Raw genomic sequence first — 25510 nt, forward strand, 5'->3', positions numbered from 1 at the left:
GCTGCGGGCATGGACCGCAGGGCGGACGCACATTGCGTCGCGCAATCATTGTCACCATCGGATATTGCGTCGCGCAAGCAATTTATGTGCGGTGCGCCGCGGAGGACGGAAGAATGCGGTGCACTGCAGGAACGGAAGAAGCGGAGCGGGCCGGTGCCGAAGCGCGCGGAACTGGTGGATCGGATCAAGGAAGAGAGCCGGCGGCACTACGCGGCCTGGACGCTCTTCAACCAGGCCATGGCCGACCACCTCGGCCTGCACCCCACCGACCTGCAGTGCGTCAGCCTGCTCGCCATGGAGCGCGAGCCGCTGAGCACGGGAGAGATCGCCCGGCTCGCCGGGCTCACCCCCGGCTCGGCCACCCGCCTCGTGGACCGGCTGGAGAAGGCCGGCTTCGTGGAACGCCGCGCCGACCCCGCCGACCGGCGCCGCGCGCTGGTGGCCCTCGCCCCCGAGGCCACGGCCCGCATCAGCGAGGCCTGGGAGATCCCCGGCGGCGCCTACCGCGCCGTCCTCGACGGCTACGCGGACGAGGAACTCGCCCTCATCGGCGACTACCTGTGCAAGGCCTCGGAGGTCGGGCGCGCTCAGGCCGAACGCCTGCGGGCCGCCACCGCCAGGTCCGGGCACCCGGCGTGCCCCGGCCCGGCCACCCCTTGCGCGTAGCGCCGCACCACCAGCGACACCACCTCCGGCGCCGCCCCCAGCACCCCCGCCAGGAAGTCCGCGCCGCCCTCCTCGGCCCCCCGGGCGATCCGGTCCGGCAGCCGGCCGGGCGCGAGGACGTACGGGGCGACCGCCACCCGGCGGGCCCCCTCGGCGCGCAGCGCCCGCACGGCGTCCGCGACGCGCGGCAGGGAAGCGGAGGCGAACGCGGGCCGCACGGCGCACCAACCGGTACGCCGCCACTCCCGCGCGATTGCTGCGATCACCGCGCTCGCCTCCGGGTCGGAGGAGCCCGCCGAGGCCAGGACGACCCCGGTCGGGCGCCGGTCGCCGGGCGCCACCCCGGCTTCGTACAGCCGCCGCTCCAGGGCGGCGGTCAGCAGGGGCGACGGCCCCAGCACCCCCGCCTGCCGCACCCGCAGCCGCGGCAGGCACGCCGTGGCCTCCCGCAGCACGGCCGGGATGTCGGCCTTGGCGTGGAACGCGCGGGTCAGCAGCAGCGGCAGCGCCACCACGTCCCGTACGCCCTCCGCCGCCAGCCGCTCCAGCACCTGGGGCACGCCCGGCACGCAGAAGTCGAGGAAGCCCACCTCGACCCGTACGCCGGGCAGCGCCGCCGCCGCCCGCTCCCGCAGGGCGAGGACGGTGGCCGCGTGGCGCGGGTCGCGGCTGCCGTGGGCCACGAGGAGCAGGGGCGTCACCGGGCCGCCGCGGCCAGCCCGCGCGTCCGCAGCACCCGGCGCTCCAGCGGGCTGAAGACGGCCAGGTCGATGGCGATGCCCACGAACAGGATGAGCATGATCCCGAGGAGGACGCCCGGCATGTCGGAGTCGGTGCGCGCGTTCTCCAGGTACTGGCCGAGCCCCAGGCCGAGGTCCGGGGAGGAGGCGATCAGCTCGGCGGCCATCAGCGACCGCCAGGAGAACGCCCAGCCCTGCTTCAGCCCGGCGATGTAGCCCGGGAGCGCGGCGGGCAGCAGGACGTGCCGGGCACCGCTCAGCCCCGTGGCGCCCATGGTGCGGCCCGCCCGCAGGTACAGCGGCGGCACCTGGTCGATGCCCGACACCAGGCCGTTGGCGATGGAGGGCACCGCGCCGAGCAGGATCACCGCGTACATCGCGCCGTCGGTGATGCCCAGCCAGATCACCGCCGCGGGCACCCAGGCCACCGACGGCAGCGACTGCAGCCCGGACAGGAGGGGCCCGAGCGCCGCCCGCACGAACCGCACGCGCGCGACGAGCAGGCCGAGCGGCGTGCCGAGCGCGAGGGCGGCGGCGAAGCCCAGCAGGCCGCGCGAGACGGACGTCCAGACGATGTCCAGGAGCGTGCCCCGGAGCCACAGCTCCCTGAGGCTGTGCCAGACCGCCGACGGATCGGGCAGCTTGTAGTCGTCGGTGACCTCCGCGACGACCAGCAGCTTCCACACCACGAGGACCAGGACGACGGCCGTGACCGGCGGCAGGACCTTGCGGACCAGCGCCCGCGCCAAGGGCGTGCGCTCGATCCGCACCGCGTCCAGGGCGTCGAGCCCGGCCTCCAGGCCGGCTAGGTCGTGCGGGCCGCCGGAGGCGACGCTCCGGGGGCCGGTCTCAGTGCTGGCCATGGCGGCGGATCTCCCCACGCAGTTCTTCGGTGATCTCGACGGACAGGTCCGCCACCGCCGCGTCCTCGATGCGGCGGGGCTGGGGGATGTCCACCGCCCACTGGCGGGCCACCCGCCCCGGCCGGGAGGACAGCAGCACCACCCGCTGCGCGAGCCGCACCGCCTCGCGGACGTTGTGGGTGACGAACAGCACCGACAGCGACGTCTCGGACCAGATGCGGGTCAGCTCGTGGTGCAGCACGTCCCGGGTGATGGCGTCCAGCGCCGCGAACGGCTCGTCCATCAGCAGGACCTGGCTGTCCTGCGCCAGGGCGCGGGCGAGCGCCACGCGCTGCCGCATGCCGCCCGACAGCTCGTGCACCCGCTTGCCGTACGCCCCCGAGAGCCGTACGAGCTCCAGGAGCCGTTCCGCCTCCGGCCGCCGCTCCGCCCGCGGCACGCCGCGCAGCCGCAGCGCCAGCTCGATGTTGCGGCCCGCCGTGAGCCACGGGAACAGCGCGTGCTCCTGGAACATCAGGGCCGGGCGCCCGCCGGGCACGTCGATGCTGCCCGCGGTCGGCCGGTCCAGGCCCGCCACCAGGTTGAGCAGCGTCGACTTGCCGCAGCCCGAGGCCCCCAGGAGGCACACGAACTCGCCGGGGCGCACCTCCAGCGAGATGTCGTCCAGGACGGGCTGGGCGGCGCCCGCCCGGCCGAAGGACTTGTGGACGTTCGCGATCCGGACCGCCACGTGCTCGCGGTCCGCGAGCGCGGCCGGGCCGGCCTTGCCGGTCGTCAGTGCCGGGGCCATCCGGTCACCTCCTGGGGATGGGGCGGATACGACGGGCGGGCGGCTACTGCTTGCCGAGCTTCGCGGCATCCACCGCGGGCCTGCCCTCGGCCCGGAGAACCTTGTTGAGCAGGGTCAGGTCGTAGATTCCGGAGAGGTCCGGCTTCTCCAGCAGCCCGGCCCGGACGGCGTGCTGCGCCTCGGCGTCCAGCGTCGCGGCCAGCGGGTCGTCGAGGACCTCGATGCTCCGCCAGGCCGGGCGGAGGACGTCCGCGGGCAGCTCCTTGCCCGACAGCTTCTTCAGGGCGGCGTTCGCCGACGCCCCGGCCTTCTCCGGGTTCGCCCTGATCCAGGCGTTGGTCCGCACCGAGCCCCGCAGCACGGCCTCGACCACGTCGGGGTGCGCGTCCAGGAACTTCTGCGACACGATCACATTGGTGATGACGAACTTCCCGCCCGGCCACAGCGCGGACTCGTCCAGGAGCACCTTGCCGCCCTCGGAGACCAGCTTGGACGCGGTCGGCTCGGGCACCCACGCGCCGTCCACGGAGCCGGACTTGAAGGCGTCCGGGGTCACCTTGTTGTCCGTGCGGACCACCGAGACGTCGCCCTTGCCGCTCTGCGGGTCGGTCTTCCAGCCCTTGCTCGCGATCCAGTCGAGGAACGCCACGTCCTGCGTGTTGCCCTTCTGCGGGGTGGCGATCCGCTTGCCCTTGACGTCGTCCGGCGAGGCGATCTTCTTCGGGTCGACCACCAGCTTCACGCCGCCCGAGGCCGAGCCCGAGATGATGCGCAGGCTCTTCCCCTTGGACTTCACGTAGCCGTTGATCGCGGGCGACGGGCCGATCCACCCGATGTCGATCGAACCGGCGTTGAGCGCTTCGATCTCGGACGGCCCGGCGTTGAACGTCGTCGAGCGGAGCGCCGTGCCGCCCAGCTCCTTCTGCAGCAGCCCCTCCTGCTCCCCGACGAGCGGGGTGGCGTGGGTGATGTTGGGGAAGTAGCCGATCCGGACCGTGCCGGCCGAGAGCTTCTTCGCGTTCCCGGACCCGCCCGCGGGCCCGGCGACGGCGTCCTTCTGGGAGCCGTAGCCGCACGCGCCCAGGGCGAGGGCCAGCAGGGGGAGGGCCGCGAGGGCGGTGAGGGCACGGCGGCGGGCCGGGCGGGCGGCACTTGACACAAGCAGTCCTCTCGAACGGGCCGGGGCGCGGTCGGCCGTCACGTCAGAAGTCCCAGTCCTCGTCGCCGGCCGCCGGCTCCGCCGCACCCGCCGCCGTGAAGGCCGCACCCGCCATGCCCGCCGTCAGGGTCGTCCCGTCGGCCGGGTCGATCAGCAGGAACGAGCCGGTGCGCCGGGAGTCGGCGTACAGGTCGAGCGCCAGCGGCTCCGCCGTGCGCAGCACCACCCGCCCGATGTCGTTGGCGGCCAGCTCGCCGGGGTCCGGGTGCTGGGAGAGGTCGTCCAGCGCCAGCCGGGACGGCACCGCCTTCACCAGGGCCTTGACCGTACGGGTCGTGTGCTTGAGCAGCACCCGGTCGCCCACGCGCAGCGGCCGGTCCGCCACGTGGCAGACGGTCGCCTCGACGTCCCGGGTCGTGCCGGGCGCGCTCGCGGACGGGGCGATGAGGTCGCCGCGCGAGACGTCCAGGTCGTCGGCGAGCCGCACCGTCACCGACTGCGGCGCCCACGCCACGTCCACCGGCGTGCCCAGCGCGTCGATGCCGGCCACCGTGCTCGTCCGCCCCGACGGCAGCACCGTCACCCGCTCGCCGACGCGCAGCACGCCGGCGGCCAGCTGGCCCGCGTAGCCGCGGTAGTCGGGGTGCGCGGCCGTCTGCGGGCGGATGACGTACTGGACGGGGAAGCGGGCCGGCTCGCTCGCCGGATCGGTGACGACGGGCACCGTCTCCAGGTGCTCCAGGACGGTCGGGCCGCCGTACCAGTCCATGTGCGCGGACGGGGTCACCACGTTGTCCCCGGCGAGCGCCGAGACCGGGATCGCGGTGACCTCCGGCACCCCCAGCGAGCCCGCGTACGCGGCGAACTCCTCGGCGATCGGCGCGAAGACGGACTCCGCGTAGCCGACGAGGTCCATCTTGTTGACGGCCAGGACGACGTGCGGGACGCGCAGCAGCGCGGACACGGCCGCGTGCCGGCGGGTCTGCTCGACCACGCCGTTGCGGGCGTCCACCAGGACGACCGCGGCCTGCGCCGTGGACGCTCCGGTGACCATGTTGCGCGTGTACTGCACGTGGCCCGGGGTGTCCGCGAGGACGAAGCGGCGCCGGGGGGTGGCGAAGTAGCGGTAGGCGACGTCGATGGTGATGCCCTGCTCACGCTCGGCGCGCAGGCCGTCCGTCAGCAGCGCCAGGTCCGGCGCGGCCGCCCCGCGGCGGCGCGAGGCGTGCTCGACGGCCTCCAGCTGGTCGGCCAGCACGGACTTGGAGTCGTGCAGGAGCCGGCCGACGAGGGTCGACTTGCCGTCGTCGACGGATCCGGCGGTGGCGAAGCGCAGCAGCGAGGTCGCGGCCGTGCTCGTGTCGGTGAGTGTGCTCATGGCTAGAAGTACCCCTCGCGCTTGCGGTCCTCCATGGCGGCTTCGGACAGCTTGTCGTCGGCTCTGGTGGCGCCGCGCTCGGTGAGCCGGGAGGCGGCGATCTCGGCGATGACCTCCTCGACGGTCACCGCGCCGGAGTCGACGGCGCCGGTGCAGGACATGTCCCCGACCGTGCGGTAGCGCACCAGGCGGCGCAGCGTGGGCTCGCCGTCGCGCGGGCCGCCCCAGTCTCCGGGGGCGAGCCACATGCCGCCGCGGGAGAAGACCTCGCGCTCGTGCGCGAAGTAGATCGACGGCAGCTCGATCTTCTCCCGGGCGATGTACTGCCACACGTCCAGCTCGGTGAAGTTGGACAGCGGGAAGACGCGGACGTGCTCGCCGGGGGCGTGGCGGCCGTTGTAGAGCTGCCACAGCTCCGGGCGCTGACGGCGCGGGTCCCAGCCGCCGAACTCGTCCCGCAGCGAGAACACCCGCTCCTTGGCCCGCGCCTTCTCCTCGTCCCGCCGGCCGCCGCCGAAGACGGCGTCGAAGCGGTGCCGCGCGATGGCCTCCAGCAGCGGCACGGTCTGCAGCGGGTTACGGGTGCCGTCCGGCCGTTCGCGGACGCGCCCGGCGTCGATGGCCTCCTGCACGGACGCGACGTGCAGCCGCAGCCCGTGCTCGGCGACCACCCGGTCGCGGTAGGCGATCACTTCGGGGAAGTTGTGGCCGGTGTCGACGTGCAGGAGGGCGAACGGCAGCGGCGCGGGGGCGAAGGCCTTCAGGGCCAGGTGCAGCATGAGGATGGAGTCCTTGCCGCCGGAGAAGAGCAGCACCGGCCGCTCGAACTCCCCGGCCACCTCACGGAAGACGTGCACCGCCTCCGACTCCAGCACATCCAGATGGGACAGCGCGTAGGGACTGTCGGGAGCACTCATGCCAGACCCCTTCCCACCAGCAGGGCGTGCAGTGCCCCGGCCGACTCGGCGACGCTCTGCGCGTGCGCCTCGATCCGCAGGTCCGGGTCGGCCGGTGCCTCGTACGGGTCGTCGACGCCCGTCAGCCCGGAGATCTCGCCCGCGGCCTGCTTCGCGTACAGGCCCTTGACGTCCCGGGCCGAGCACACCTCGACGGGCGTGGCCACGTGCACCTCCAGATAGCCGGTGCCCCGCTGCTGGTGGTGCTTGCGCACCGCCTCGCGGGAGTCCGCGTACGGGGCGATGACGGGGACGAGCACCTTGACGCCGTGCGCGGCGAGGAGCTGCGCGACGAAGCCGATGCGCCGCACGTTGGTGTCCCGGTCCTCGCGCGAGAAGCCCAGACCGGCCGAGAGGAACTCCCTGACCTCGTCGCCGTCCAGCACCTCCACCCGGTGTCCCTCGTCGCTCAGCCGTGCGGCCAGCGCCCGGGCGATGGTCGTCTTGCCCGCGCTCGGCAGGCCGGTGAGCCAGATCGTGGCTCCGCTCATCCTCTGCTCCCGCTCCTGTGTCATCCGTGCAGCCCGCACTCGGTCTTGGCGAGCCCCGCCCAGCGGCCCGCGCGCGCGTCCTCGCCCGCCGCGACCCGGCGCGTGCACGGCGCGCAGCCGACGGAGGCGTAGCCGTCCATGAGCAACGGGTTGGTGAGCACGCCGTGTTCGGCTATGTACGTTTCGACGTCCTCCTGCGTCCAGCGGGCGATGGGGGACACCTTCACCTTCCGCCGCCGCGCGTCCCAGCCGACGACGGGCGTGCCCGCGCGGGTCGGCGACTCGTCGCGGCGCAGCCCGGTCGCCCACGCGTCGTACGCTGCGAGCCCGCGCTCCAGCGGCTCGACCTTGCGCAGGGCGCAGCACAGGTCGGGGTCGCGGTCGTGCAGCCGGGGGCCGTGGGCGGCGTCCTGCTCGGCGACGGTCGCGCGCGGGGTCAGCGTGATGACGTTGACGTCCAGCACGGCCGCGACCGCGTCGCGGGTGCCGATCGTCTCCGGGAAGTGGTAGCCCGTGTCGAGGAAGACGACGTCGACGCCGGGCAGGGCCTGGGAGGCGAGGTGGGCGACGACCGCGTCCTCCATGGAGGAGGTGACGCAGAACCGCTTCCCGAAGGTCTCGGCGGCCCAGCGCAGGATGCCGGGCGCCGGGGCGTCCTCCAGCTCGCGGCCCGCCCGTTCGGCGAGCTCCTGCAGATCGGTGGCGGTCATGGGGTGGGGTCCCCTTCGCTTGCGCCGGGCACGGGCCCGGGTGCGCGTACGGGTGTGCTTACGGATGCGGATGCGGGCACGGGTGCGGGTCCGTGGTGGCGCGGGGCCAGCAGCCCGAGGAACGACAGGCGGAACGCGCGGCTGCAGGAGGCGCATTCCCAGGCCCCGTGCCCCTCCTCGGAGGGGCGCAGGTCCTCGTCGCCGCAGTAGGGGCAGTAGAAGGGGGCGGCTCGTTCGCTCATGACAGGTCCGCCTCCGCGGCGCGCGCGGCCCAGGCCGCGAACCGCTCGCCTTCTACGCGCTGTTCGCGGAAGCGGGTGAGCACGCGCTCGATGTAGTCCGGGAGTTCGTCCGAGGTGACCTTCAGGCCGCGGACCTTGCGGCCGAAGCCGGCCTCCAGGCCCAGCGCGCCGCCCAGGTGCACCTGGAAGCCCTCGACCTGCCGGCCGCCGGCGTCCAGGACGAGCTGGCCCTTGAGACCGATGTCGGCGGTCTGGATCCGGGCGCAGGCGTTGGGGCAGCCGTTGAGGTTGATGGTGACCGGCTCCGCGAAGTCCGGCATCCGGCGCTCGAGTTCCTCGATCAGGGAGGCGCCGCGCGCCTTGGTCTCCACGATCGCGAGCTTGCAGTACTCGATGCCCGTGCAGGCCATCGTGCCGCGCCGGAACGGGGAGGGTGTCACCTGGAAGCCGAGCTCCTCCAGCCCGGCGACGAGGGAGTCCACCTTCTCGCCCGCCACGTCCAGGACGATCATCTTCTGCTCGACCGTGGTGTTGAGCCGGTCCGAGCCGTGGGCCGCCGCCAGCTCGGCGAGCTTGACGAGGGTGTCGCCGTCGGCCCGGCCGACGCGCGGGGCGAAGCCCACGTAGAAGCGGCCGTCCTTCTGCTCGTGCACGCCCATGTGGTCGCGCCAGCGGTTCGAGGGCTCGGCCGGGGCGGGCCCGTCGGCGAGCTTCCGCTTCAGGTACTCGTTCTCCAGCACGTCGCGGAACCGCTCCGGGCCCCAGTCGGCCATCAGGAACTTCAGCCGGGCGCGGTTGCGGAGCCGCCGGTAGCCGTAGTCGCGGAAGATGCCGACGACCCCGGCCCACACCTCCGGGACGTCCTCCAGCGGCACCCAGGCGCCCAGCCGCTCGCCGAGCCGGGGGCTGGTGGACAGCCCGCCACCGGCCCAGACGTCGAAGCCGGGCCCGTGCTCGGGGTGGACGACGCCGACGAACGCGATGTCGTTGATCTCGTGGACGACGTCCTGCACCGGCGAGCCGGAGATCGCGGACTTGAACTTCCGCGGCAGGTTGGAGAATTCCTTGCTGCCGATGTAGCGGCGCTCGATCTCCTCGATCGCCGGCGTGCCGTCGACGATCTCGTCCGCCGCGATCCCCGCCACCGGCGAGCCGATGACGACGCGCGGGCAGTCGCCGCACGCCTCCGTCGTGGACAGCCCGACGGCCTCCAGTGCCTCCCAGATGGCGGGCACGTCCTCGATGCGGACCCAGTGCAGCTGGATGTTCTGCCGGTCGGTGATGTCGGCCGTGCCGCGGGCGTAGGTCCGCGAGACCTCGCCGATCGCGCGCAGCTGGGCGACGGTGAGCCGCCCGCCGTCGATGCGCACCCGCATCATGAAGTACTTGTCGTCCAGCTCCTCCGGCTCCAGGATCGCGGTCTTGCCGCCGTCGATCCCCGGCTTGCGCTGGGTGTACAGGCCCCACCAGCGCATCCGGCCGCGCAGGTCGCTGGGGTCGATGGAGTCGAACCCGGCCTTGGAGTAGATCGTCTCGATGCGTGTCCGCACGTTGAGACCGTCGTCGTCCTTCTTGAACTGCTCGTTGCCGTTCAGCGGGGTGAAGTGGCCCACGGCCCACTGGCCCTCGCCGCGGTGGCGGCCGGCCTTGCGGCGGGTCGGGGCGGCCGGGGGAGTGTGCGGGGTGGCAGCCATGGCGGTGTGTCCTTCGGTGGCCTGCGGGTACGCCCACGGAGGCGCCCGGCACCGGCGGGTGACCGGCGGGTGCGGGTGCGTACGGGGCTGCGAGGGTGCGCAAGGGGGACGCTCGTCCGCGGCATCGGGGACGGCGGGAGAGCGGGCGAAAGTCAGGAAACGGCAGTGCTGGTGCTGAGACGTCAGCCCGCCGGACAGATGGCGCTGGACACGCGGACGAGGTCGACGTGACGCCGACTCACCAAGACGATTCCAGCTCCGGACATGACGGCAGCGTGGCACGGCCTGATCGGGCCAGTCCACCATTGTCCGTAATGTGGACGAACCCGTCCCGGAGAGTGGGACGGGTTCGTCGGTTGCGGCGTGCCGCCGCTCGCTTTTGCCCGCTGTTCTCAGGCGTGGGCGCCCGGCCACGGGCCGGGCGGGGCGGCCTCCGGCTGCTCCTCGGTCTTCGTCGCGAACACGCGGAAGCCGCGGCGCTCGTAGTTGGCGACCGCGTGCTCGCCGTCCAGGCTGCAGGTGTGCAGCCACACCCGCTTCGTCGGCGGCAGGCCCTCCCACCGCTCCGCCAGGTCCCAGGCCCGCGCAGTGCCGTACGACAGCAGGTGGCCGCCGATGCGGCGGCCGCGGAACGCCGGGATCAGCCCGAAATAGACGATCTCCACCGTCCCTTCGGGCTGGGCCTCCAGTTCTATGTAGCCGGCCGGTGTCCCATGGTCGTACGCCACCCAGGTCTCGACCCCGGGCCGCTCCAGGTGCGCGCGCCACCGCTCGTGGCTCCACGGCAGCCGGTCCAGCCAGGTCACGTCGCCGCCGACGGCCGTGTAGAGGAAACGGCTGAACTCGGGCGAGGGCACCTCGGACCGGACGATCCGGATGCCGGACGCGGCGTCCGGTTCCTGGACGGGGATGAGGTCGGCGGAGGAGGTCTGCTCCATGGACCAGGTGGTCACCGAAACCGTGCGATTGCTCATGCCCCCAGCCAACCATGACGACCGCCGGGGGCGGTCGGGGCCTGCGCGCACCCGGGGGCTCGTGTGGTCCCCGGTCGCCGGTGCCGTCGCAGCGGTGCTCGGCGACTGGTCACCGTGACCGGGTGGTCCCGCCCCGTAAGGGGCGCGGGGAACTGCGCGACCAGCCACACGTGACCCGCGGCCGACCGAGCACCCCGGCCGGGCAGCGCGCGCCGCACGGCACCGCCGGGCCCCACCGCAGTGGCTTCTCGCCGTTGCGGCGGGAAAAACCGGGTGCCTTGCGACGGGGGCCGGCGCAAAGCAATCCCGCCGGCCCCTAGCCCGGAGGGCGGGTCGTTCGGGTGGCCAGGATCGCCGGGGCCGTTGACGCCGGGAGGAGGTCCGCCGCGTGGGGCGGGGCCAGCAGCCGGACGTCGACGCCTTCCGCGAAGCGGTACGGACGATGCCCCAGCACCCCCGCCAGCGTCCGCCGCATCCGCGACATCTCCGCCCGTACCGTCACCGTCCGGGACGCGTCCCCGAACAGGTCCGCCGCGAGCTCCGCCGCGGACCGTCCCCCGGGATGCCGGGCCAGCACGTACAGCAGCTCCGCATGGCGCGGGCTGAGCTCCTGCGACCACTCGCCCGCCGGGCCCGAGACCGTGACCGTCCAGCGCCGCGGCCCCCGCAGGTCCAGCACCACGCGGCTCGGCACGAGCTCCGCGCGGGCCGCCTCCTCCACCCGCACCAGCCAGCCGTCCGGCAGCGGCGCGAGCGAGCACAGCCCGAGCGACGGCAGCCACACCCGCCCCGCCTGGACGGACTTGGGCAGCGCCACCCGGCCGACCGGCCCCATGCCCGTCACCGCCGCCGCCCAGCCGTCGCGGTCGACCACCAGCGCCCGGCCGGCCACCCGGGCCAGCATCGGCGCCGCCACCGCGCGCAGCCGCTCCACCGACTCCCAGTGCCGGGCCCGCAGCTCGCCCTCGCCCACCTTGGCGACCGCCGTGACCAGCGGCAGCGTGGCCGGGTTGAAGACCGACGCCGGGCCGCTCACGTTCAGCACGCCCAGCAGCCGCCCGTCGCGCGGATCGTGCAGCGGGGCCGCCGCGCACGACCACGCGTGGTGCGTGCGGACGAAGTGCTCGGCCGACCGCACCTGCACCGGCCGCCGCTCCACCAGGGACGTGCCGATGCCGTTCGTGCCCACCAGCTCCTCCGCCCAGGACGCCCCCACGTCGAAGCCGAGCCGGTCGGCGCTGCGCAGCACGCCCCGGTTCCCCTGCCGCCACAGCACCCGGCCCTCGGCGTCCGTGACGGCCATCAGGTGCCGCTCGACGTCCACCACCGACCCGAGACCCTCGTGCAGCTGCAGGAGCAGCCCGCCGAGGGGCGAGCGCCGTCGCCGCTGCTCGACCTCCTCGGCCGCCAGCGGCGGGGACGAACCGCCCGCCTCGGGGTCGACCCCGCGCAGCCGGACCCGGCGCCAGGACTGCCCGATCACCGGGCGCGGCGGCGCCGGAGGACGCGTGCCGTCCAGGCAGGCCTCCCGGACGGCCGGCAGCAGGGCCTCGTCGGTGGTTCCGCGGTTCACGCTGCCATGGTGCCGTCCCGCGGCCCCGCCCGCGGGGGCATCCGCAGGATTGCAACTCCATGCAACCGTTGCGCGCGCCCGCGCGGCGGGCGGATGGTGAAGGGGAGCGGCCGGAGGGTGGTGCCGAGTCGGCGCAGCATCACCCTCCACCGGACGCTTTTCCCGCCCCCGTCGCCCGCCCGTTCGGCAGCAGTGCGACCAGGCATGTCCAGGGCGGATACGGTTAGAGCGTGCAGGCAGCAAAAGAAACACCGGGGCGTCGGGCCGGTCGGCTGCACAGGGCTCGCGTCCTGTACCGAAATGTCTCGAAACGCAGGATGGCGTGGCTCCTTCTGAAGGACACCGTCAACTCCTGCATCGAATACCGCGTGACCGGGCTCGCGGCGGAGGCCGCGTTCTTCACCCTGCTCTCCCTGCCGCCGCTGCTGCTCGCCCTCCTCGGCCTGCTCGGCTACCTGGACGCGTGGACCGGCACCAACACCATCGGTTCCATCCAGGAGAACATCCTCAAGGCGTCCGCGACCGTCCTCAGCGACAAGGGCGTCAACGAGATCGCCCGGCCCCTGCTGCGGGACGTCACCAAGGGCCGCCCCGACGTCATCTCCGTCGGCTTCGCCATCGCCCTGTGGTCCGGCTCCCGCGCCGTCAACGTCTTCGTCGACACCATCACGATCATGTACGGGCTGGAGGGCAAGCGCGGCATCGTCCGGACCCGCCTGCTCGCCTTCCTCCTCTACGTCGTCGCCCTCCTGATCGGAGCGGTGGCCCTGCCCCTGATGGTCGCCGGGCCCGAGGCCGTCGTGGACGTCGTGCCGTGGAGCGCCGACGTGGTGCGGTTCCTCTACTGGCCCGTCGTCATCCTGCTGTCCATCGTCTTCCTCACCACCCTCTACCACGTCTCCGTGCCCGTCCGTTCGCCCTGGCAGGAGGACATTCCCGGGGCGCTCGTCGCACTGACGATGTGGGTGTTCGGCAGCTTCCTGCTGCGCATCTACCTCTCCCACACCGTGGAGGGCCCGACCATCTACGGGTCCCTCGCCGCGCCCGTCGCCGTCCTCCTGTGGATCGGCGTCTCGGCCTTCGCGGTGCTCGTCGGCGCGGCCGTCAACGCCGCGCTCGACCGGGTGTGGCCGTCGGTCGCCACCGCCGCCGCACGCGCCGACGTCGACCGGCTGCGGGCCGCCGCGGCGGCGCAGGAGGCGGCCGAGCGCGCGGCCCGCGCCCTGGAGGCGAGCCTGGCCGACGACCTCGACGAGGACGCCCCGGACGAGGGCGTCATCGGCCAGGACCGCGAGCCGCCCTCGGAGTTCCCGGAGCGCTGGGCCCAGTTCCTGCCCCCGGAGGACGTCCGCTCCCGGCTCCAGAAGGAGACCCACCACCCGAAGCACGCCAAACGGCGCGACTGAGCAGCGCGCGACGACGAGCGCGAAAAACCCTTCGCGCACGCCCGCCCGCCCCACCTAAGCTCACCCCACGCGAAAGACGCGTGTCCGCAAGGACGTACGGAGAGGAGGCGAGGACCGATGACTGTCACGGCCCGCACCCAGACGTCGATCACCTCCATCTCCTCCTCCGTGAAGGAACACCGTCTTGAGTTCGCTCTCCCACCCTCTCGCCCCCTACGGCTGGGACGAAGGGTTCGCTGACAGCTACGCCCCGCACGCCGCCGAGGGCGTCGCCCCCGGCCGCATCGTCCGCGTCGACCGGGGCCGCTGCGACGTCGTCGTCCCCGCACCGGACGGCTCCGGCACCCGCACCGTGCAGGCCGACGCCGCCCTCGTCACCACGGGCGACCCGCTGGCCGTCATGTGCACCGGCGACTGGGCCGCCGTCGACTCCGCCCGCGGCTACGTCCTCGCCCTGCTGCCCCGCCGCACCGCCTTCGTACGGTCCACGTCGTCCGGGCGCTCCGAGGGCCAGATCCTCGCCGCCAACGTCGACCACGCCGTGATCGCGGTCTCGCTCGCCGTCGAGCTGGACCTGGGCCGCGTCGAGCGGTTCCTCGCCCTCGCGTGGGAGAGCGGTGCCGAGCCGCTGGTCGTCCTCACCAAGGCCGACCTCGTGCCCGACCCCGCCACGCTGGGGCACCTCCTCGCCGACACCGAGGCCGCGGCGCCGGGCGCGCAGGTGCTCGCCGTCAGCTCGGAGACCGGCGAGGGCCTCGACGTCCTCGCCGCCTCCCTGGCCAGCGGCACCTCCGTGCTGCTCGGCCAGTCCGGCGCCGGCAAGTCCACCCTGGCCAACGCCCTCGTCGGCGAGGACGTCCAGGACGTCAACGCCGCCCGCGACCGGGACGGCAAGGGGCGCCACACCACCACCACCCGCAACCTGCTCCGGCTGCCCTCCGGCGGCGTCCTGATCGACACGCCGGGCCTGCGCGGCGTCGGCCTGTGGGACGCGGAGGGCGGCGTCGCACAGGCCTTCGCCGAGATCGAGGAGCTCGCCGCGCGCTGCCGGTTCCACGACTGCGGGCACGCCGGCGAGCCGGGCTGCGCCGTGCTGGCGGCGGTCGCCGGCGGCGCTCTCGCCCAGCGCCGCCTCGACAGCTACCGCAAGCTGCTGCGCGAGAACGCGTGGATCGCCTCCCGCACCGACGCGCGGCTGCGGGCGGAGATGCGGCGCGACTGGAAGCGGAGGTCCGCGGAGGGCCGCGAGAGCGCCGCACGGAAGCGGGGCCCGGTCCGCTGACGCTTCGGGGCCCCGCCCCGGACCCCGGTACTCAAGCGCTCAAGCGCCGGACGGCTCGGAAAAATCAAGCCCGTCCGGCGCTTGAGGGCAAGGACAGGGGGGCGAAGCCCCCGTCCGATTCCCGCCAGTGGCAAGCGCAGCGATCCCGCAGACTGGACCCATGGACGACGAGTCCCGCTACCAGGCGGTCCACAGCAGAGACGCCCGCTTCGACGGCCAGTTCTTCCTCGCCGTGAAGACCACGGGCATCTACTGCCGTCCCAGCTGCCCCGCCGTGACCCCCAAGCGCCGGAACGTCCGCTTCTACCCCTCGGCCGCCGCCGCCCAGGGCGCCGGCTACCGCGCCTGCCGCCGCTGCCGGCCCGACGCCGCCCCCGGCTCCGCCGAGTGGAACGTCCGCGCCGACCTCGTCGGCCGCGCCGTGCGGCTCATCGGCGACGGCGTCGTCGACCGCGAAGGCGTCGCGGGCCTCGCCGCCCGCCTCGGCTACAGCGCCCGCCAGGTGCACCGCCAGCTCACCCAGGAGCTCGGCGCCGGCCCCATCGCCCTCGCCCGGGCCCAGCGCGCCCACACCGCCCGCGTCCTCCTGCAGACCACGGACATGCCGGTCACCGGCATCGCCTTCGCCGCGGGCTTCGCGAGCGTGCGGCAGTTCAACGACACCATCCGCGAGATCTACGCCGACACTCCCAGCGGCCTGCGCGCCCGCAAGGCCCCCCGGCAGAGCGGCGCCGGCATCCCGCTGCGCCTGGCCCACCGCGGCCCGTACGCCGCCCGCGAGATCTTCGGCTTCCTGCAGCGGCGCGCCGTCCCCGGCGTCGAGGAGGTCCTCGGCACCCCCGGCTCCCGGCTCTACCGCCGCACCCTGCGGCTGCCCTACGGCACCGGCGTCGCCGAGGTCCGCGAACCCCGCCCCGCGGGCGGCCGGCACGGCGCGTGGCTCGACTGCCGGCTCCACCTCACCGACCCCCGCGACCTCGCCACCGCCGTCCAGCGCGTACGCCGCCTCTTCGACCTCGACGCCGACCCCTACGCCGTCGCCGAACGGCTCGGCGCCGACCCGCTGCTGCGCCCGCTCGTCGCCGCCCGCCCCGGGCTGCGCTCGCCCGGCGCCGCGGACGGCGAGGAGCTGGCCGTACGGGCCGTGCTCGGCCGGCAGGTCACCACCGCCGCCGCGGTCCGCCTCGGCGCGGACCTCGTCGCCGCCTACGGCAAGCCCCTGCCCACGCCCGACGGCGGCCTCACGCACCTCTTCCCCGACCCCGGCACCCTCGCCGACGCCGCCCTCGACGACCTCGGCCTGCCCGACGCCCGCAAGCACGCCCTGCGCGCCACGGCCACCGCCCTCGCCGACGGCACCGTCCGCCTGGACCCCGGCGCCGACCGCGACCGGGCCGCCCAGGCCCTCCTCGCACTCCCCGGCGTCGGCCCGTGGACGGCCGGCTACCTCCGCATGCGGGTCCTCGGCGACCCCGACGTCTTCCTGCCCACCGACGGCGGCGCTCGCCGCGGCCTCGCCGTCCTCGGCGCGGAGCCCGGCGCCGCCGAAGCCTGGCGCCCCTGGCGCTCGTACGCCCTCCACCACCTCCGGCAGGCGGCCGCCGACGCCGACGCCGGAACCGACGCCCGCGATACGGACCCCGGTCCCGAAGACGCCGGCTCTGCCCGTCCTGCCGGACCCACCCATGCCGGCCCCGCCGCCACCCGCACCCGCAAGGACTCCTGACCATGACCACGCCTGCGCCCCTGAGCACGACCGAGCCCCTGACCACGCCCGCAGTGACCGTGACCGCGCCCCTGACCACGCTCTACACCGAGATCGCCAGCCCCCTGGGCCCGCTCCTCGTCACCGGACGCCCCTCCGCCACCGCCCCCGGCGGCACCGCCGTCGCCTCCCTCTCCGTACCGGGCCAGAAGAACGCCCCCGTCCCGGCGCCGCACTGGCAGCGCGACCACGCTGCCTTCGCCGAGGCCGAGCGGCAGCTCACCGCCTACTTCGCCGGGGAAGCCGAGCGCTTCGGCCTCGAATTCGCCGTGGAGGGCACGGAATTCCGCCGCCGCGTCTGGGACGCCCTCGACACCGTCCCCTACGGTGCCACCACCACCTACGGCGAGATCGCCGCCCGGATCGGCGCCTCCCGGGCCGCGGTCCGCGCGGTGGGCGGGGCCATCGGCGCCAACCCCCTGCTCGTGCTGCGGCCCTGCCACCGGGTGATCGGCGCGGACGGCTCCCTGACCGGCTACGCGGGCGGCCTGGACCGCAAGCGCGTGCTGCTGGCTCTGGAAGGCGTCACCGACCCGGCGCCCGCAGGGTGAGCGCAGGCCGCCCGCCCCGGCTCAGCCCCGTGCCACCACGATGATCCACGCGCCCGCCACCAGCAGGCACGCGAACAGCTCCACCAGGACACTCGTGCCCAGCGCCCGCATCACGTTCCGCGTCGAGGCCCGGGCCGCGCCGTGCCCGCCCAGCCGCTGCCGCTCCACCCCGTAGATCCCGGCGACGAAGCCGGGGACCGCACCGAGCACCGGGATCACGAAGAAACCGGCGATCCCGGCGATCCCCGCCACGAGGAAGGCGCGGCGCGTGATGCCCGCGCCCTTGAGGCGGCGGGGCGGCAGCAGCAGCCAGCTGACGGCCTGCTCCAGCAGCAGCACCCCCGTCGCCCCCGCGAGCACCGCCCAGGCCGCACCGGTCCGGTCGGTCATCGCCCACCACAGCACGCCGGCCCAGACGATCAGCGGACCCGGCACCCCCGGAGTGACGACGCCGAGCAGGCCGAGGAGCATCACGAGGCCGACCAGGAGCAGCTGCCACGTCCCCATGGACCCAGGTTGCCGGAAGGCGGGCGGCGGCGCTCCCGGACGGGCGGCCGGGGTCAGCGGGCAGCCGTCGTCCAGCCGTACGCGGCCGCGTGCCAGCCCAGCTGCAGCCGGGTCGTCACCCCGGCCAGCTCCATCAGCCGCTTCACCCGGCGCTGCACGGTCCGCAGGCCCAGCCCGAGCTGCTTGGCGACGCTCGCGTCGGTCAGCCCGCCCATCAGCAGCGAGAGCACCTCCAGATCGAGCGCGTCGGGCCCGGCGGGAGGGCCGTCCACCGCTCTCCGCCGGGCGGCGTCCGCACAGACCCGTACGGGGAGGGCCTCGTTCCAGATGTCCTCGAACAGATTCACCAGCGAGGCGAGCAGCGGGCCCCGGTGAACGAGCAGCGCAGCCGGCTCGGGCAGCTCGCCGAGCGCGGTGAGTCCCGTGGTGCGGGGGGTGAGTGGGAGCAGGGCAACTGCTCGGTCGGCAATCACCAGTTCGGCCGGAATGCGGTCGGCGACCCGTATCAGGGCCGGATCCCCGCATTCCGGCAGCGCGCCGAGCCCGTCACGTTCGACGACGGTGCGGCGGGGTATGCCGGAGCCTGTGTCAGACGAAGCGGATGGTCTTCCCGCCAGCAGCGCGCATATTTCCACGGCCGCCCCGCGGTGTATGTGCAGGAGTCGTTCGTCAACAGCGCGTGCTCCCGTCACCAGTTCCACACCATGGTGTCCAGCGGACTGCTGCGGTTCCTTTCCCGTCCCCCCGCAGCGGTTCATCTCCCGGACTGCGGAAGGCCCTTCCGGTCTTATGACGCCAAGCACACGACATCCCTCCCCGCGACCGCTTTTCGACTCGGTCATCATCCCCGGGTGAGGTCCGCCGTGCACTCTTCCCGTATGCCCAAGAGTATGGACAATAAGGGCATGAGCCAGCAGGGGGACCCGCACACCGGCCAAGAGGACGCCTGGTGGGGCGAGTTGTACGACAAGAATGCACCGGACATCGGAACCGCCGCCGGAGACGACAGCAGTCTCGACGAGCGATTCACCTCGGCCTCGGCGGTGGTGAGGGCGGAGCCCTGCGGTGAACGGCCGAAACGGGCGCAGAGGACGGTGAGGGCACCCAGAGCCGAGCCTCCTGATCCGCCGCGGCCCCCGGATCCGGTCGCCGTCCCTCCGAGCGGGCTTCCTTCGCTGCCGCAGGGATACGGGGCGCCGCGGGCGCGAGCGGTGCCGGGGCGTTCCGAATTCACGCCGCCGCCTCCGCCGTCGGGAGCCGAGCGCCTGGCCGACGGGCCCGTGTCCGGCCGGGCGGCCCGGGTCCCCCTGCCGAGGATCCCGAAACCGCCGGACCTGCACAGTGCGGGGCTCCTGCCGGATCTCCTGGAGAAACCGCAGAAGTGGCGGAAACCGAAGCCCGGGAAATCCGGCCCGCAGGGAACGTCCGAAGTGCCGCGGCAGCCGGAGCGCACGGAGCGGCCGGAGCGGGCGGAAGCGCCGGAACCGCAGGGGCGGTCCCGGCGGCCCGAGGCCCCGGAGCGGAAGGATCCCCGGGAGCGGCCCGGCCGCGAGGCCGGAGCGGCTCAGCCGCCGGGATCCATGGGAGCGTCCGGGCCGCCCGCGCCCGTCCGGCGGGCGAGGCCGGAGCGGCCGGCCGCCCCGCGCGGGCCCGTCGGGCGGGAGGAGCCGGCGGCCCCGGCGCGCTCCGAGCGCCCGAGCCGCTCCGAACGGACGGACCGCTGCGAGGGCGCTGACCTCTTCTTCGGCGGCGGCCGTACGACCCGCCCGGCCCGCCCCGCCCGTCCGGGCCGCGCCGAGGACCGGGACCGTTCCGAGGACGCGGACCGCCCCGGCACTGCGGACCGCCCGGGCACTGCGGACCGCCCCGGCCGTTCGGAGCGTGCCGGACTGGCGGGCGGCGGCAAGGGAACGGACGGCTCCGGCGGTCCGGAAGCCTTTGACCGTACGGAAACGGAACCTCCTGACCGTACGGAAGCGGAAACCGGCCTTGAGGAAACCGCCCTCCTGGACAGCCTTGAGCTCCCGGACAGCCTTGACCCCTCGGACCGTTCTGCCGACGCGGAGGCCGCCACCGGCGAACGCACTGACGAACGCCCCGGCGGCACGGGGGAGGGCGCCGACCGCCCCGGCAGTGCAGGCAATGAGGCCTCTCCCGGCAGCCCGGACCGCACCCGCCTCCCCGACCGTCTCACCCCGCCGGAAGCCCCGGCCCGGCCCGCCCCGCCCGCGCGGTCCGGCCGGCGCGAGCTGCAGGACGGTTACGAGCGGATGGACGAGCACGAGCCGGAGCCGCCGGAGCGCTCCGGCCGCCCGGAGTCACCGGACAGGCCCGAGCGGCTGAGGCGCACCGGACGGCTCGAAAGGCCGACCAGGCCGGTGCGGACCGAGCGCCCCGTACGCCCGCCGAGGCCCCCCAAGCCGGAGCCCCCGCAGCAACTGGAGCCACCCACGCCACCCACGCCCCCCGCCCCGCCCGAGCCCTACGAGCGCCCCCGGTTCTCCGGGATCCCGGCCCAGCAGCGCCCGGAGCTCGCCGGGCAGTTCCTCCCACCGGTCGTGCCGGCGAAGCCGGCTCCCGCGACGAGCCCCGCCCGGACGGCAGAGGTCGTGCCGCGGAGCACCCAGCCGGCCCGCATCGCCCCGCCCGGCGACGACGACGCCGAGTTCCTCGAGTCCCTGGAGCCCGACGACACCGGCGAGCCCGCCGCGCAGGCGGCGTCCCTCGAACCGGCGTCCCGCCCGCCCGTCGTCTCCCGCGAGTCGACGCCGCCCCGGCGGCACCCCCTCGCGGCGCCCCCGCAGCCGGCCCCCCGGGCGCCCCGGGCGGCGGAGTACGTGGGCGAGCGGCCGCCCACCTACGACGCCGAGCCGACCGCCTGGCCCCCCGCCGATCCCCAGGACCTGGACGGCCTCGTGCCCGACACGGTCCTGGACGGCGCGCAGTACGGCGCCGTCACCCTGCGCGCCCTGTCGCTGCGCGGCGACTCCGCGCGCTACCGCGGCGAGCCCCGGCGGGACTCCCTGCTGACGGCGCGCTTCGGGGAAGGGGACAGCGCACTGCTGTTCGTCGCGATGGCCAGCGGCCTGCGCGGCACGGACGTGGCGCCCCGTGCGGCGCGGGACGCCTGCAGGTGGCTGGCCGGGGCCGTCGGCCGCAGCCACGCCCGGCTGGCCGACGACATCCGGGGCGGCCGGCGCGGCGAGCTCAAGTCGGGCCTGCACCGGCTCACCGACCGCTCCTACGGCCGGCTGCGCGCCCGCGCCGCCGAGCTGGGGCTGCGGCCCGGAGAGTACGCCGCGACGGTCCGCTGCCTGCTGCTGACCGCCGACCCGCAGTGCCGCACGCGGGTGTTCTTCGGCGTCGGTGCGGGCGGTCTGTTCCGCCTCCGCGACGGCGTGTGGCAGGACCTGGAGCCGGACGCGCCGCCGGAGCGCACGGGAGAGCCGGTCATCGGCTACGGCGCGGCGCCCGCCGACACGATGACGGTGGACCTCGGCATCCCCACGCCGGGCCTCACCCCGCCCGTCGAGCCCGAGGAGGTGGCCGTGCCGGGCGAGCCCTTCCGCTTCCGGGCGTCCGTCGCGCGGCCGGGGGACACCCTGATGGTGTGCACGGCGGGCCTGGCCGATCCGATGCGCGGCGAGCCGGAGCTGGGCGGCCGCCTGGCCGAGCGCTGGGCGGGCGGGCGGCCGCCGGGGCTCGCGGCGTTCCTCGCGGACACCCAGCTGCGGGTGAAGGGATACGCCGACGACCGTACGGCGTGCGCGCTCTGGGAGGCGTAGCCGGGCGATTTCCGGGGCGGGGCGGTGACGATGTCACCGCCCCGCCCGGCCCTTTCCCATTCCTTGCAACTCCCCGCAAACCTCTGAACGGCCGCACGCCCATGGCATATTCGCGAGCCGCGCAAGAGGCTCCGGGATTTCGGTCGCATTGCCATGTTGATGGCTCAACAGGAGTCGCCCCGGGCGGTGCGGGGCATGCATTGCGGTGAGTGAGCGCGAGCGTGTTCGAGGCCGGGACGCCGGGGAGGGGTCGGGGCAGGGAGGATGAAACGGCAGGCAGCAGACCGGACGGGCACGGAGAGGTGCGCGGGAGACCGGGAGGGCCGTACGGACCACAGGGGCGGAGACGCCGGCAGTGCGGCGCATTCCGGGCCGCGTTTCGAAAGAAGGATACGACGCCGGGATCTCACCGGTGTCCGGGAAGTCCGGACCGAGTTGCGCCGTCTCCTGGCTCACTGGGGAGCGCCGGGCCGTGCGGAGACCGCCGAGCTGCTCACGAGCGAGCTCGTCACCAATGCGCTGGTGCACACCGACGGGGGCGTCGTGGTGAAGGCGGTGCTCAGCGGCGTGCTCGCGCCGGCGAGGGGGCGGCTGCGGGTGGAGGTGCGGGATTTCATGCCCGGCCATCCCGCGCTGCGCGGCCCGGGAACGGACATCGGGCCGGTCATGGGCAATGCGGTCACGAGCAGGGAGAACACGAGCAGGGAGAAGGAGAAGGATGCCGTTCCGGAATTGAACGACGCCGAAAAGGCCGCCACTTCGGGGCGGGGGCTGCTGCTCGTCCACGCCCTCTCGGACGGCTGGGGCGTCCGCGCCCACGGCGTGGGGAAGTCGGTCTGGTTCGAGCTGGCCGCCCAGGAGCCCTGAACCGCCGCCGTGCGACGACCCAGGGCCCGGGGGCGTCAGCCGAACTGCCGCTCGATCTGGGCGAGCTTCGCCTCGAGCGAGTCCAGGCGGGGGATCGCCTGGGTGTCGTCCTCGGCGGTGAGGTCGATCGGATCAGGGCCGCCGACCGCCTGCAGCGGCCGGGCGCGGACGGGAAGCTGTCCCTGGTCGACTATGGAAGGGTCCGAACCGATCTGCGCCGGCTGCGCGGGGCCCGGCACGGCGGGCCCGCCCACCTCGACCTGCCGGCCGCCCCGGACCCGCCCCCACACGCGGTTCTGGCGGTTGTACGCCTTGAGCCGCGCGCGCTCCAGCTTGCCGGCCTCCCTCCTGCGGGCCCTGGCCTGCGCCCGCTGCCGCTTGTCCTCGCGGACCTCCTCCACGGCCTCGTCCAGCGAGCGGACGCCCTCCAGGAGCATCAGCGACCAGGCGCCGAAGGTCTCGCGCGGCGCCCGTAGCCAGCGGACTATGCGGATCTGCGGCAACGGCCTGGGCACCAGGCCCTGTTCGCGCAGGGCGGCCCGGCGCGTCTGCTTGAGCGCGCGGTCGAAGAGGACCGCCGCCGACAGCGACATCCCGGCGAAGAACTGCGGCGCGCCCGCGTGGTCCAGGCCCCGCGGCGCGTGCACCCAGTTGAACCAGGCGGCCGCGCTGGCGAAGGTCCACACGAGCATCCGGGAGCCGAGCGCGGCGTCGCCGTGGCTCGCCTCGCGCACCGCCAGCACCGAGCAGAACATGGCGGCCCCGTCGAGACCGAAGGGCACCAGGTACTCCCAGCCGCCCGTGAGCCCCAGGTTCTGCCGCCCGAAGCCCACGAGGCCGTGGAAGGAGAGCGCGGCGGCCACCGCGGCACAACAGAACAGGAGGACGTACGAGGCGCTTCCGTAGATGGCCTCCTTGCGGCGTCTGCGCTCCTCGTTGCGCTCCCAGGAGTCCGAGCCGCCCCCCGCGTCGTCCGTGCCGTGCCGGCCGCGTGCGAGCACCGTCACCGCCACCACGACCCCGGCGAGCGCCACGACACAGGGGAGCATCCAATTCAGCGGTATATCGGTCACTCTCATCTTGCGTCCCTTGCATAGCTGTACGGCCTTTCGCGCGCCATCCTGTCGGAATCGGTCCGTTCGCCAAGGGGTTTCACGCCAACTGCCTGCCAATGGAGGGCAACGGCATACGGATAGGTGCGAAGAAATTCGAACGCCGTTCAGCGAAGAGGGAATTGCGTTCCCTTTGCATCACTCGATCGAGTGGTGTGAGGTCGGTCAGCTTACGGATAGCCGCTGTACCCGTTCCGTGTCGCACGTGCGCGGGCAGGTCGTACAGGTGTCCTGTGGACGCAAGGTGTAGAAGAGGCAGCAACTCGCCCGGTCACGGGTCGGGATCGGCTCTCCCAGGCGGCCGGTAAGCATCCGGAAGGCCGCGCCACCGACGTACGGCGGCGTCACCCCCGGGAGCAGCAGCTCCAGTTCGCGGCGCACGCGTTCGTCCTCACCGAGCAGTTGTCCCGCATACCACAAGGATTCGGCCAGTTCGTCCGTCACCATGCCCCACAGGGCCCGCGGCCCGCGCCGCATCCGCGGCCTGAAGCCGTCCAGAACGGGCGCGAAATGCGCGGCCACTGCGGCGCGCAGTTCCGCGCGCAGCGCCTCTTCGCAAGGAGCTGTCCGGGCGCCCGGCAGTTCCGCCGCCGGATCGCCGGGCAGGCAGGTGAATTCCTTTGCGGAGGCCGTCAGCAGGCCCCGGGCGCGATGGAAGGAAACGGCCTCGGGAGGCAGTCGCGGCACTCTGCGCCGCAGGAACCACGGGACGGTGAGGAGCAGGCAGGACGCCCACGCGTAGCGGTGCAGGCCGAAGCTCGCGACCACGTCGGGGCGGGCCCGTTCCCCGTACGTGCGCAGGATCTGCTCGTCGTCCCAGGCGAGGAAGGCGTCCAGCCCGGCGCCGCCCTCCGCGAGCCCCGCGGCGGTCAGCCAGCCCTCGCCGGTGCGGGGCGGCCCGGCCGTCAGGGTCAGGTCCGTACAGACCTCGGCGAGGCGGGTGTAGGCGTCCGTGAGCGGCTGTGATGCGGTCGGGCCGGACGTCATGCGGGACCACCGAATCGCGATCGTTCTGCAGGTTAGGCTTACCTTACCCCGGTTGATCGGGGTTTGAACTGTCCGTGGGGCCGCCTATGGTTCAGAAAGGACATCAGGAGGACCCCAATGGAGCAGGGAAGATCCCACGCTGCGCCGCCGGACGCGAGGCTCTTCGCCGAGGTGCCGGCGCAGGCCGCCGGCCGCGGAGCGGCTGTCCGGGGCGGTGCTCCCGCCGGCAGCGGCCGCGGCAGCCGGGTCGGCGTGCACGGCGAAGAGGCCCGCGGCGAGCACGTCCACGCAGAGCAGGGATATCCGGAGTGCGCGGCCCCCGTGGCCGCCCCCGCGCACGCTCCCGCACGCAGGATGCCGCAGCGCCATTCCGTGCGCGGCCAGGTGCTCACCGCCCTCCGCAAGGCCCTCGTCAGCGGCGAGCTGATACCGGGCGAGGTCTACTCGGGCCCCGCCCTCGGCGAGCGCTTCGGCGTCTCCGCCACGCCCGTCCGGGAGGCCATGCAGCAGCTCGCCCTGGAGGGCGCCGTCGAGGTCGTCCCCAACCGCGGCTTCCGTGTCGCCACGCGCACGGCGCGCGATCTGGCCGAGCTCGCCGAGGTGCGCGCCATGCTGGAGGTCCCGGCGCTGCTGCGGCTCGTCCGTACGGTCCCGGCCGCCGGCTGGGCCGGGCTCCGCCCGCTCGCCGAGGCCGCCTGCTCCGCCGCGGCCACCGGGGACTTCGCCCTCTACGCCGACGCCGACCGCGCCTTCCACCGCGCGCTCCTCGCCCTCGCGGGCAACCGCCAGCTGGTCGCCGTCGCCGACGAGCTCCACCGGCGCGCGCAGTGGGCGCCGGTGCCCGGGCGCCCGCCCCGCGCGGCCGACCTCGTCGCCGACGCCGCCGAACACCTGGCGCTGCTGGAGGCGCTGTGCGCGCAGGACGCGGAACGGGCCGAGGCCCTGGTGAGGGCGCACTTCGAGCACTTCGCGGGAGCGGAGTGAGGGTGGCGGGGCGGAGCTCGTGCGGGGC

The 25510-nt window shown here is 74.4% G+C and carries 25 protein-coding genes; 8 read left to right on the forward strand and 17 right to left on the reverse strand.

All coding sequences use genetic code 11. The features are described 5' to 3' along the window. The first annotated feature begins 153 nt into the window (after positions 1 to 153). On the forward strand, positions 154 to 666 hold the full coding sequence (locus tag ACFZCD_RS22665; protein ID WP_391833581.1) for a MarR family winged helix-turn-helix transcriptional regulator: 513 nt from the start codon (positions 154 to 156) through the stop codon (positions 664 to 666). Here ACFZCD_RS22665 and ACFZCD_RS22670 read toward each other — a convergent pair. The 13 genes from ACFZCD_RS22670 to ACFZCD_RS22730 form a co-directional block, all read right to left on the reverse strand. Continuing rightward, on the reverse strand, positions 588 to 1367 hold the full coding sequence (locus ACFZCD_RS22670; RefSeq protein WP_391833583.1) for a sirohydrochlorin chelatase: 780 nt from the start codon (positions 1365 to 1367) through the stop codon (positions 588 to 590). The two genes, ACFZCD_RS22665 and ACFZCD_RS22670, sit on opposite strands and share 79 nt — an antisense overlap. Continuing rightward, positions 1364 to 2269 carry an ABC transporter permease gene (locus tag ACFZCD_RS22675; RefSeq protein WP_391833585.1) on the reverse strand — a complete coding sequence of 302 codons (906 nt, stop codon included), beginning with the start codon at positions 2267 to 2269 and terminating at the stop codon, positions 1364 to 1366. The genes ACFZCD_RS22670 and ACFZCD_RS22675 overlap by 4 nt, the downstream gene beginning before the upstream one ends. Further along, complete coding sequence (locus ACFZCD_RS22680) at positions 2256 to 3059, reverse strand: ABC transporter ATP-binding protein (protein ID WP_391833587.1); 804 nt, start codon at positions 3057 to 3059, stop codon at positions 2256 to 2258. Before ACFZCD_RS22680 ends, ACFZCD_RS22675 begins: the two co-directional genes overlap by 14 nt. A 43-nt stretch (positions 3060 to 3102) precedes the next feature. Further along, positions 3103 to 4218: an aliphatic sulfonate ABC transporter substrate-binding protein gene (locus tag ACFZCD_RS22685; protein ID WP_391833589.1), complete on the reverse strand. Its 1116-nt coding sequence runs from the start codon at positions 4216 to 4218 to the stop codon at positions 3103 to 3105. A gap of 43 nt (positions 4219 to 4261) precedes the next feature. Continuing rightward, positions 4262 to 5596 (reverse strand): sulfate adenylyltransferase subunit 1, encoded by a 1335-nt coding sequence (locus ACFZCD_RS22690; protein WP_391833591.1) that lies wholly within the window; start codon positions 5594 to 5596, stop codon positions 4262 to 4264. Between the two features lie 2 nt (positions 5597 to 5598). After that, a complete protein-coding gene (cysD, locus tag ACFZCD_RS22695) occupies positions 5599 to 6513 on the reverse strand; it encodes a sulfate adenylyltransferase subunit CysD (RefSeq protein ID WP_391833593.1) in 915 nt (304 codons plus the stop codon). Continuing rightward, entirely contained in the window at positions 6510 to 7043 is a 534-nt protein-coding gene (gene cysC, locus ACFZCD_RS22700) for an adenylyl-sulfate kinase (RefSeq protein WP_391833595.1), read from the reverse strand. Before cysC ends, cysD begins: the two co-directional genes overlap by 4 nt. A gap of 20 nt (positions 7044 to 7063) precedes the next feature. Then, on the reverse strand, positions 7064 to 7753 hold the full coding sequence (locus tag ACFZCD_RS22705; RefSeq protein ID WP_391833597.1) for a phosphoadenylyl-sulfate reductase: 690 nt from the start codon (positions 7751 to 7753) through the stop codon (positions 7064 to 7066). After that, positions 7750 to 7995 carry a hypothetical protein gene (locus ACFZCD_RS22710; protein ID WP_391833599.1) on the reverse strand — a complete coding sequence of 82 codons (246 nt, stop codon included), beginning with the start codon at positions 7993 to 7995 and terminating at the stop codon, positions 7750 to 7752. The genes ACFZCD_RS22705 and ACFZCD_RS22710 overlap by 4 nt, the downstream gene beginning before the upstream one ends. After that, positions 7992 to 9689 (reverse strand): nitrite/sulfite reductase, encoded by a 1698-nt coding sequence (locus ACFZCD_RS22715; protein ID WP_391833601.1) that lies wholly within the window; start codon positions 9687 to 9689, stop codon positions 7992 to 7994. The genes ACFZCD_RS22710 and ACFZCD_RS22715 overlap by 4 nt, the downstream gene beginning before the upstream one ends. A 182-nt stretch (positions 9690 to 9871) precedes the next feature. After that, positions 9872 to 9955, reverse strand: coding sequence for a putative leader peptide (locus ACFZCD_RS22720; RefSeq protein WP_353620284.1), 84 nt, complete (start codon positions 9953 to 9955; stop codon positions 9872 to 9874). Between the two features lie 126 nt (positions 9956 to 10081). Continuing rightward, positions 10082 to 10663 carry a GNAT family N-acetyltransferase gene (locus tag ACFZCD_RS22725; protein ID WP_391833603.1) on the reverse strand — a complete coding sequence of 194 codons (582 nt, stop codon included), beginning with the start codon at positions 10661 to 10663 and terminating at the stop codon, positions 10082 to 10084. Positions 10664 to 10979: 316 nt separating this feature from the next. Beyond that, positions 10980 to 12236, reverse strand: coding sequence for a GAF domain-containing protein (locus ACFZCD_RS22730; RefSeq protein WP_391833605.1), 1257 nt, complete (start codon positions 12234 to 12236; stop codon positions 10980 to 10982). Between the two features lie 230 nt (positions 12237 to 12466). Between ACFZCD_RS22730 and ACFZCD_RS22735 the strand changes: the two genes are divergently transcribed. The 4 genes from ACFZCD_RS22735 to ACFZCD_RS22750 all read left to right on the forward strand — a co-directional run bounded on the left by ACFZCD_RS22735 (position 12467) and on the right by ACFZCD_RS22750 (position 17240). Continuing rightward, positions 12467 to 13642, forward strand: a complete 1176-nt coding sequence (locus ACFZCD_RS22735; RefSeq protein ID WP_391833607.1) for a YihY/virulence factor BrkB family protein — start codon at positions 12467 to 12469, stop codon at positions 13640 to 13642. A gap of 184 nt (positions 13643 to 13826) precedes the next feature. Then, positions 13827 to 14924 carry a ribosome small subunit-dependent GTPase A gene (gene rsgA / locus ACFZCD_RS22740; protein ID WP_391833609.1) on the forward strand — a complete coding sequence of 366 codons (1098 nt, stop codon included), beginning with the start codon at positions 13827 to 13829 and terminating at the stop codon, positions 14922 to 14924. Positions 14925 to 15084: 160 nt separating this feature from the next. Continuing rightward, entirely contained in the window at positions 15085 to 16650 is a 1566-nt protein-coding gene (locus ACFZCD_RS22745; protein WP_391833611.1) for an AlkA N-terminal domain-containing protein, read from the forward strand. A gap of 2 nt (positions 16651 to 16652) precedes the next feature. After that, entirely contained in the window at positions 16653 to 17240 is a 588-nt protein-coding gene (locus ACFZCD_RS22750) for a methylated-DNA--[protein]-cysteine S-methyltransferase (RefSeq protein WP_391833613.1), read from the forward strand. A gap of 21 nt (positions 17241 to 17261) precedes the next feature. Here the strand turns inward: ACFZCD_RS22750 and ACFZCD_RS22755 are convergent, their stop codons facing one another. Both ACFZCD_RS22755 and ACFZCD_RS22760 read right to left on the reverse strand, forming a co-directional pair. Continuing rightward, the gene (locus ACFZCD_RS22755; protein WP_391833615.1) at positions 17262 to 17747 is read right to left on the reverse strand and encodes a DUF456 domain-containing protein; all 486 of its coding nucleotides are present in this window, start codon (positions 17745 to 17747) and stop codon (positions 17262 to 17264) included. Between the two features lie 53 nt (positions 17748 to 17800). Next, entirely contained in the window at positions 17801 to 18220 is a 420-nt protein-coding gene (locus tag ACFZCD_RS22760) for a winged helix-turn-helix transcriptional regulator (RefSeq protein ID WP_391833617.1), read from the reverse strand. A 957-nt stretch (positions 18221 to 19177) separates the two neighbouring features. Between ACFZCD_RS22760 and ACFZCD_RS22765 the strand changes: the two genes are divergently transcribed. Then, complete coding sequence (locus ACFZCD_RS22765; RefSeq protein WP_391833619.1) at positions 19178 to 21532, forward strand: protein phosphatase 2C domain-containing protein; 2355 nt, start codon at positions 19178 to 19180, stop codon at positions 21530 to 21532. Between the two features lie 435 nt (positions 21533 to 21967). Further along, positions 21968 to 22399 (forward strand): ATP-binding protein, encoded by a 432-nt coding sequence (locus ACFZCD_RS22770; protein WP_391833621.1) that lies wholly within the window; start codon positions 21968 to 21970, stop codon positions 22397 to 22399. Between the two features lie 35 nt (positions 22400 to 22434). On the opposite strand, the gene ACFZCD_RS22775 is transcribed toward ACFZCD_RS22770, so the two are convergent. Beyond that, on the reverse strand, positions 22435 to 23478 hold the full coding sequence (locus tag ACFZCD_RS22775; protein ID WP_391833623.1) for a DUF2637 domain-containing protein: 1044 nt from the start codon (positions 23476 to 23478) through the stop codon (positions 22435 to 22437). Between the two features lie 198 nt (positions 23479 to 23676). Further along, positions 23677 to 24498 carry a (2Fe-2S)-binding protein gene (locus tag ACFZCD_RS22780; protein WP_391833625.1) on the reverse strand — a complete coding sequence of 274 codons (822 nt, stop codon included), beginning with the start codon at positions 24496 to 24498 and terminating at the stop codon, positions 23677 to 23679. Positions 24499 to 24615: 117 nt separating this feature from the next. On the opposite strand from ACFZCD_RS22780, the gene ACFZCD_RS22785 reads away from it, so the two are divergent. Next, a complete protein-coding gene (locus ACFZCD_RS22785; protein ID WP_391833627.1) occupies positions 24616 to 25482 on the forward strand; it encodes a GntR family transcriptional regulator in 867 nt (288 codons plus the stop codon). Positions 25483 to 25510 lie beyond the last annotated feature (28 nt).

Source organism: Streptomyces sp. NPDC008001, from assembly GCF_042958085.1.
Lineage (GTDB): Bacteria > Actinomycetota > Actinomycetes > Streptomycetales > Streptomycetaceae > Streptomyces.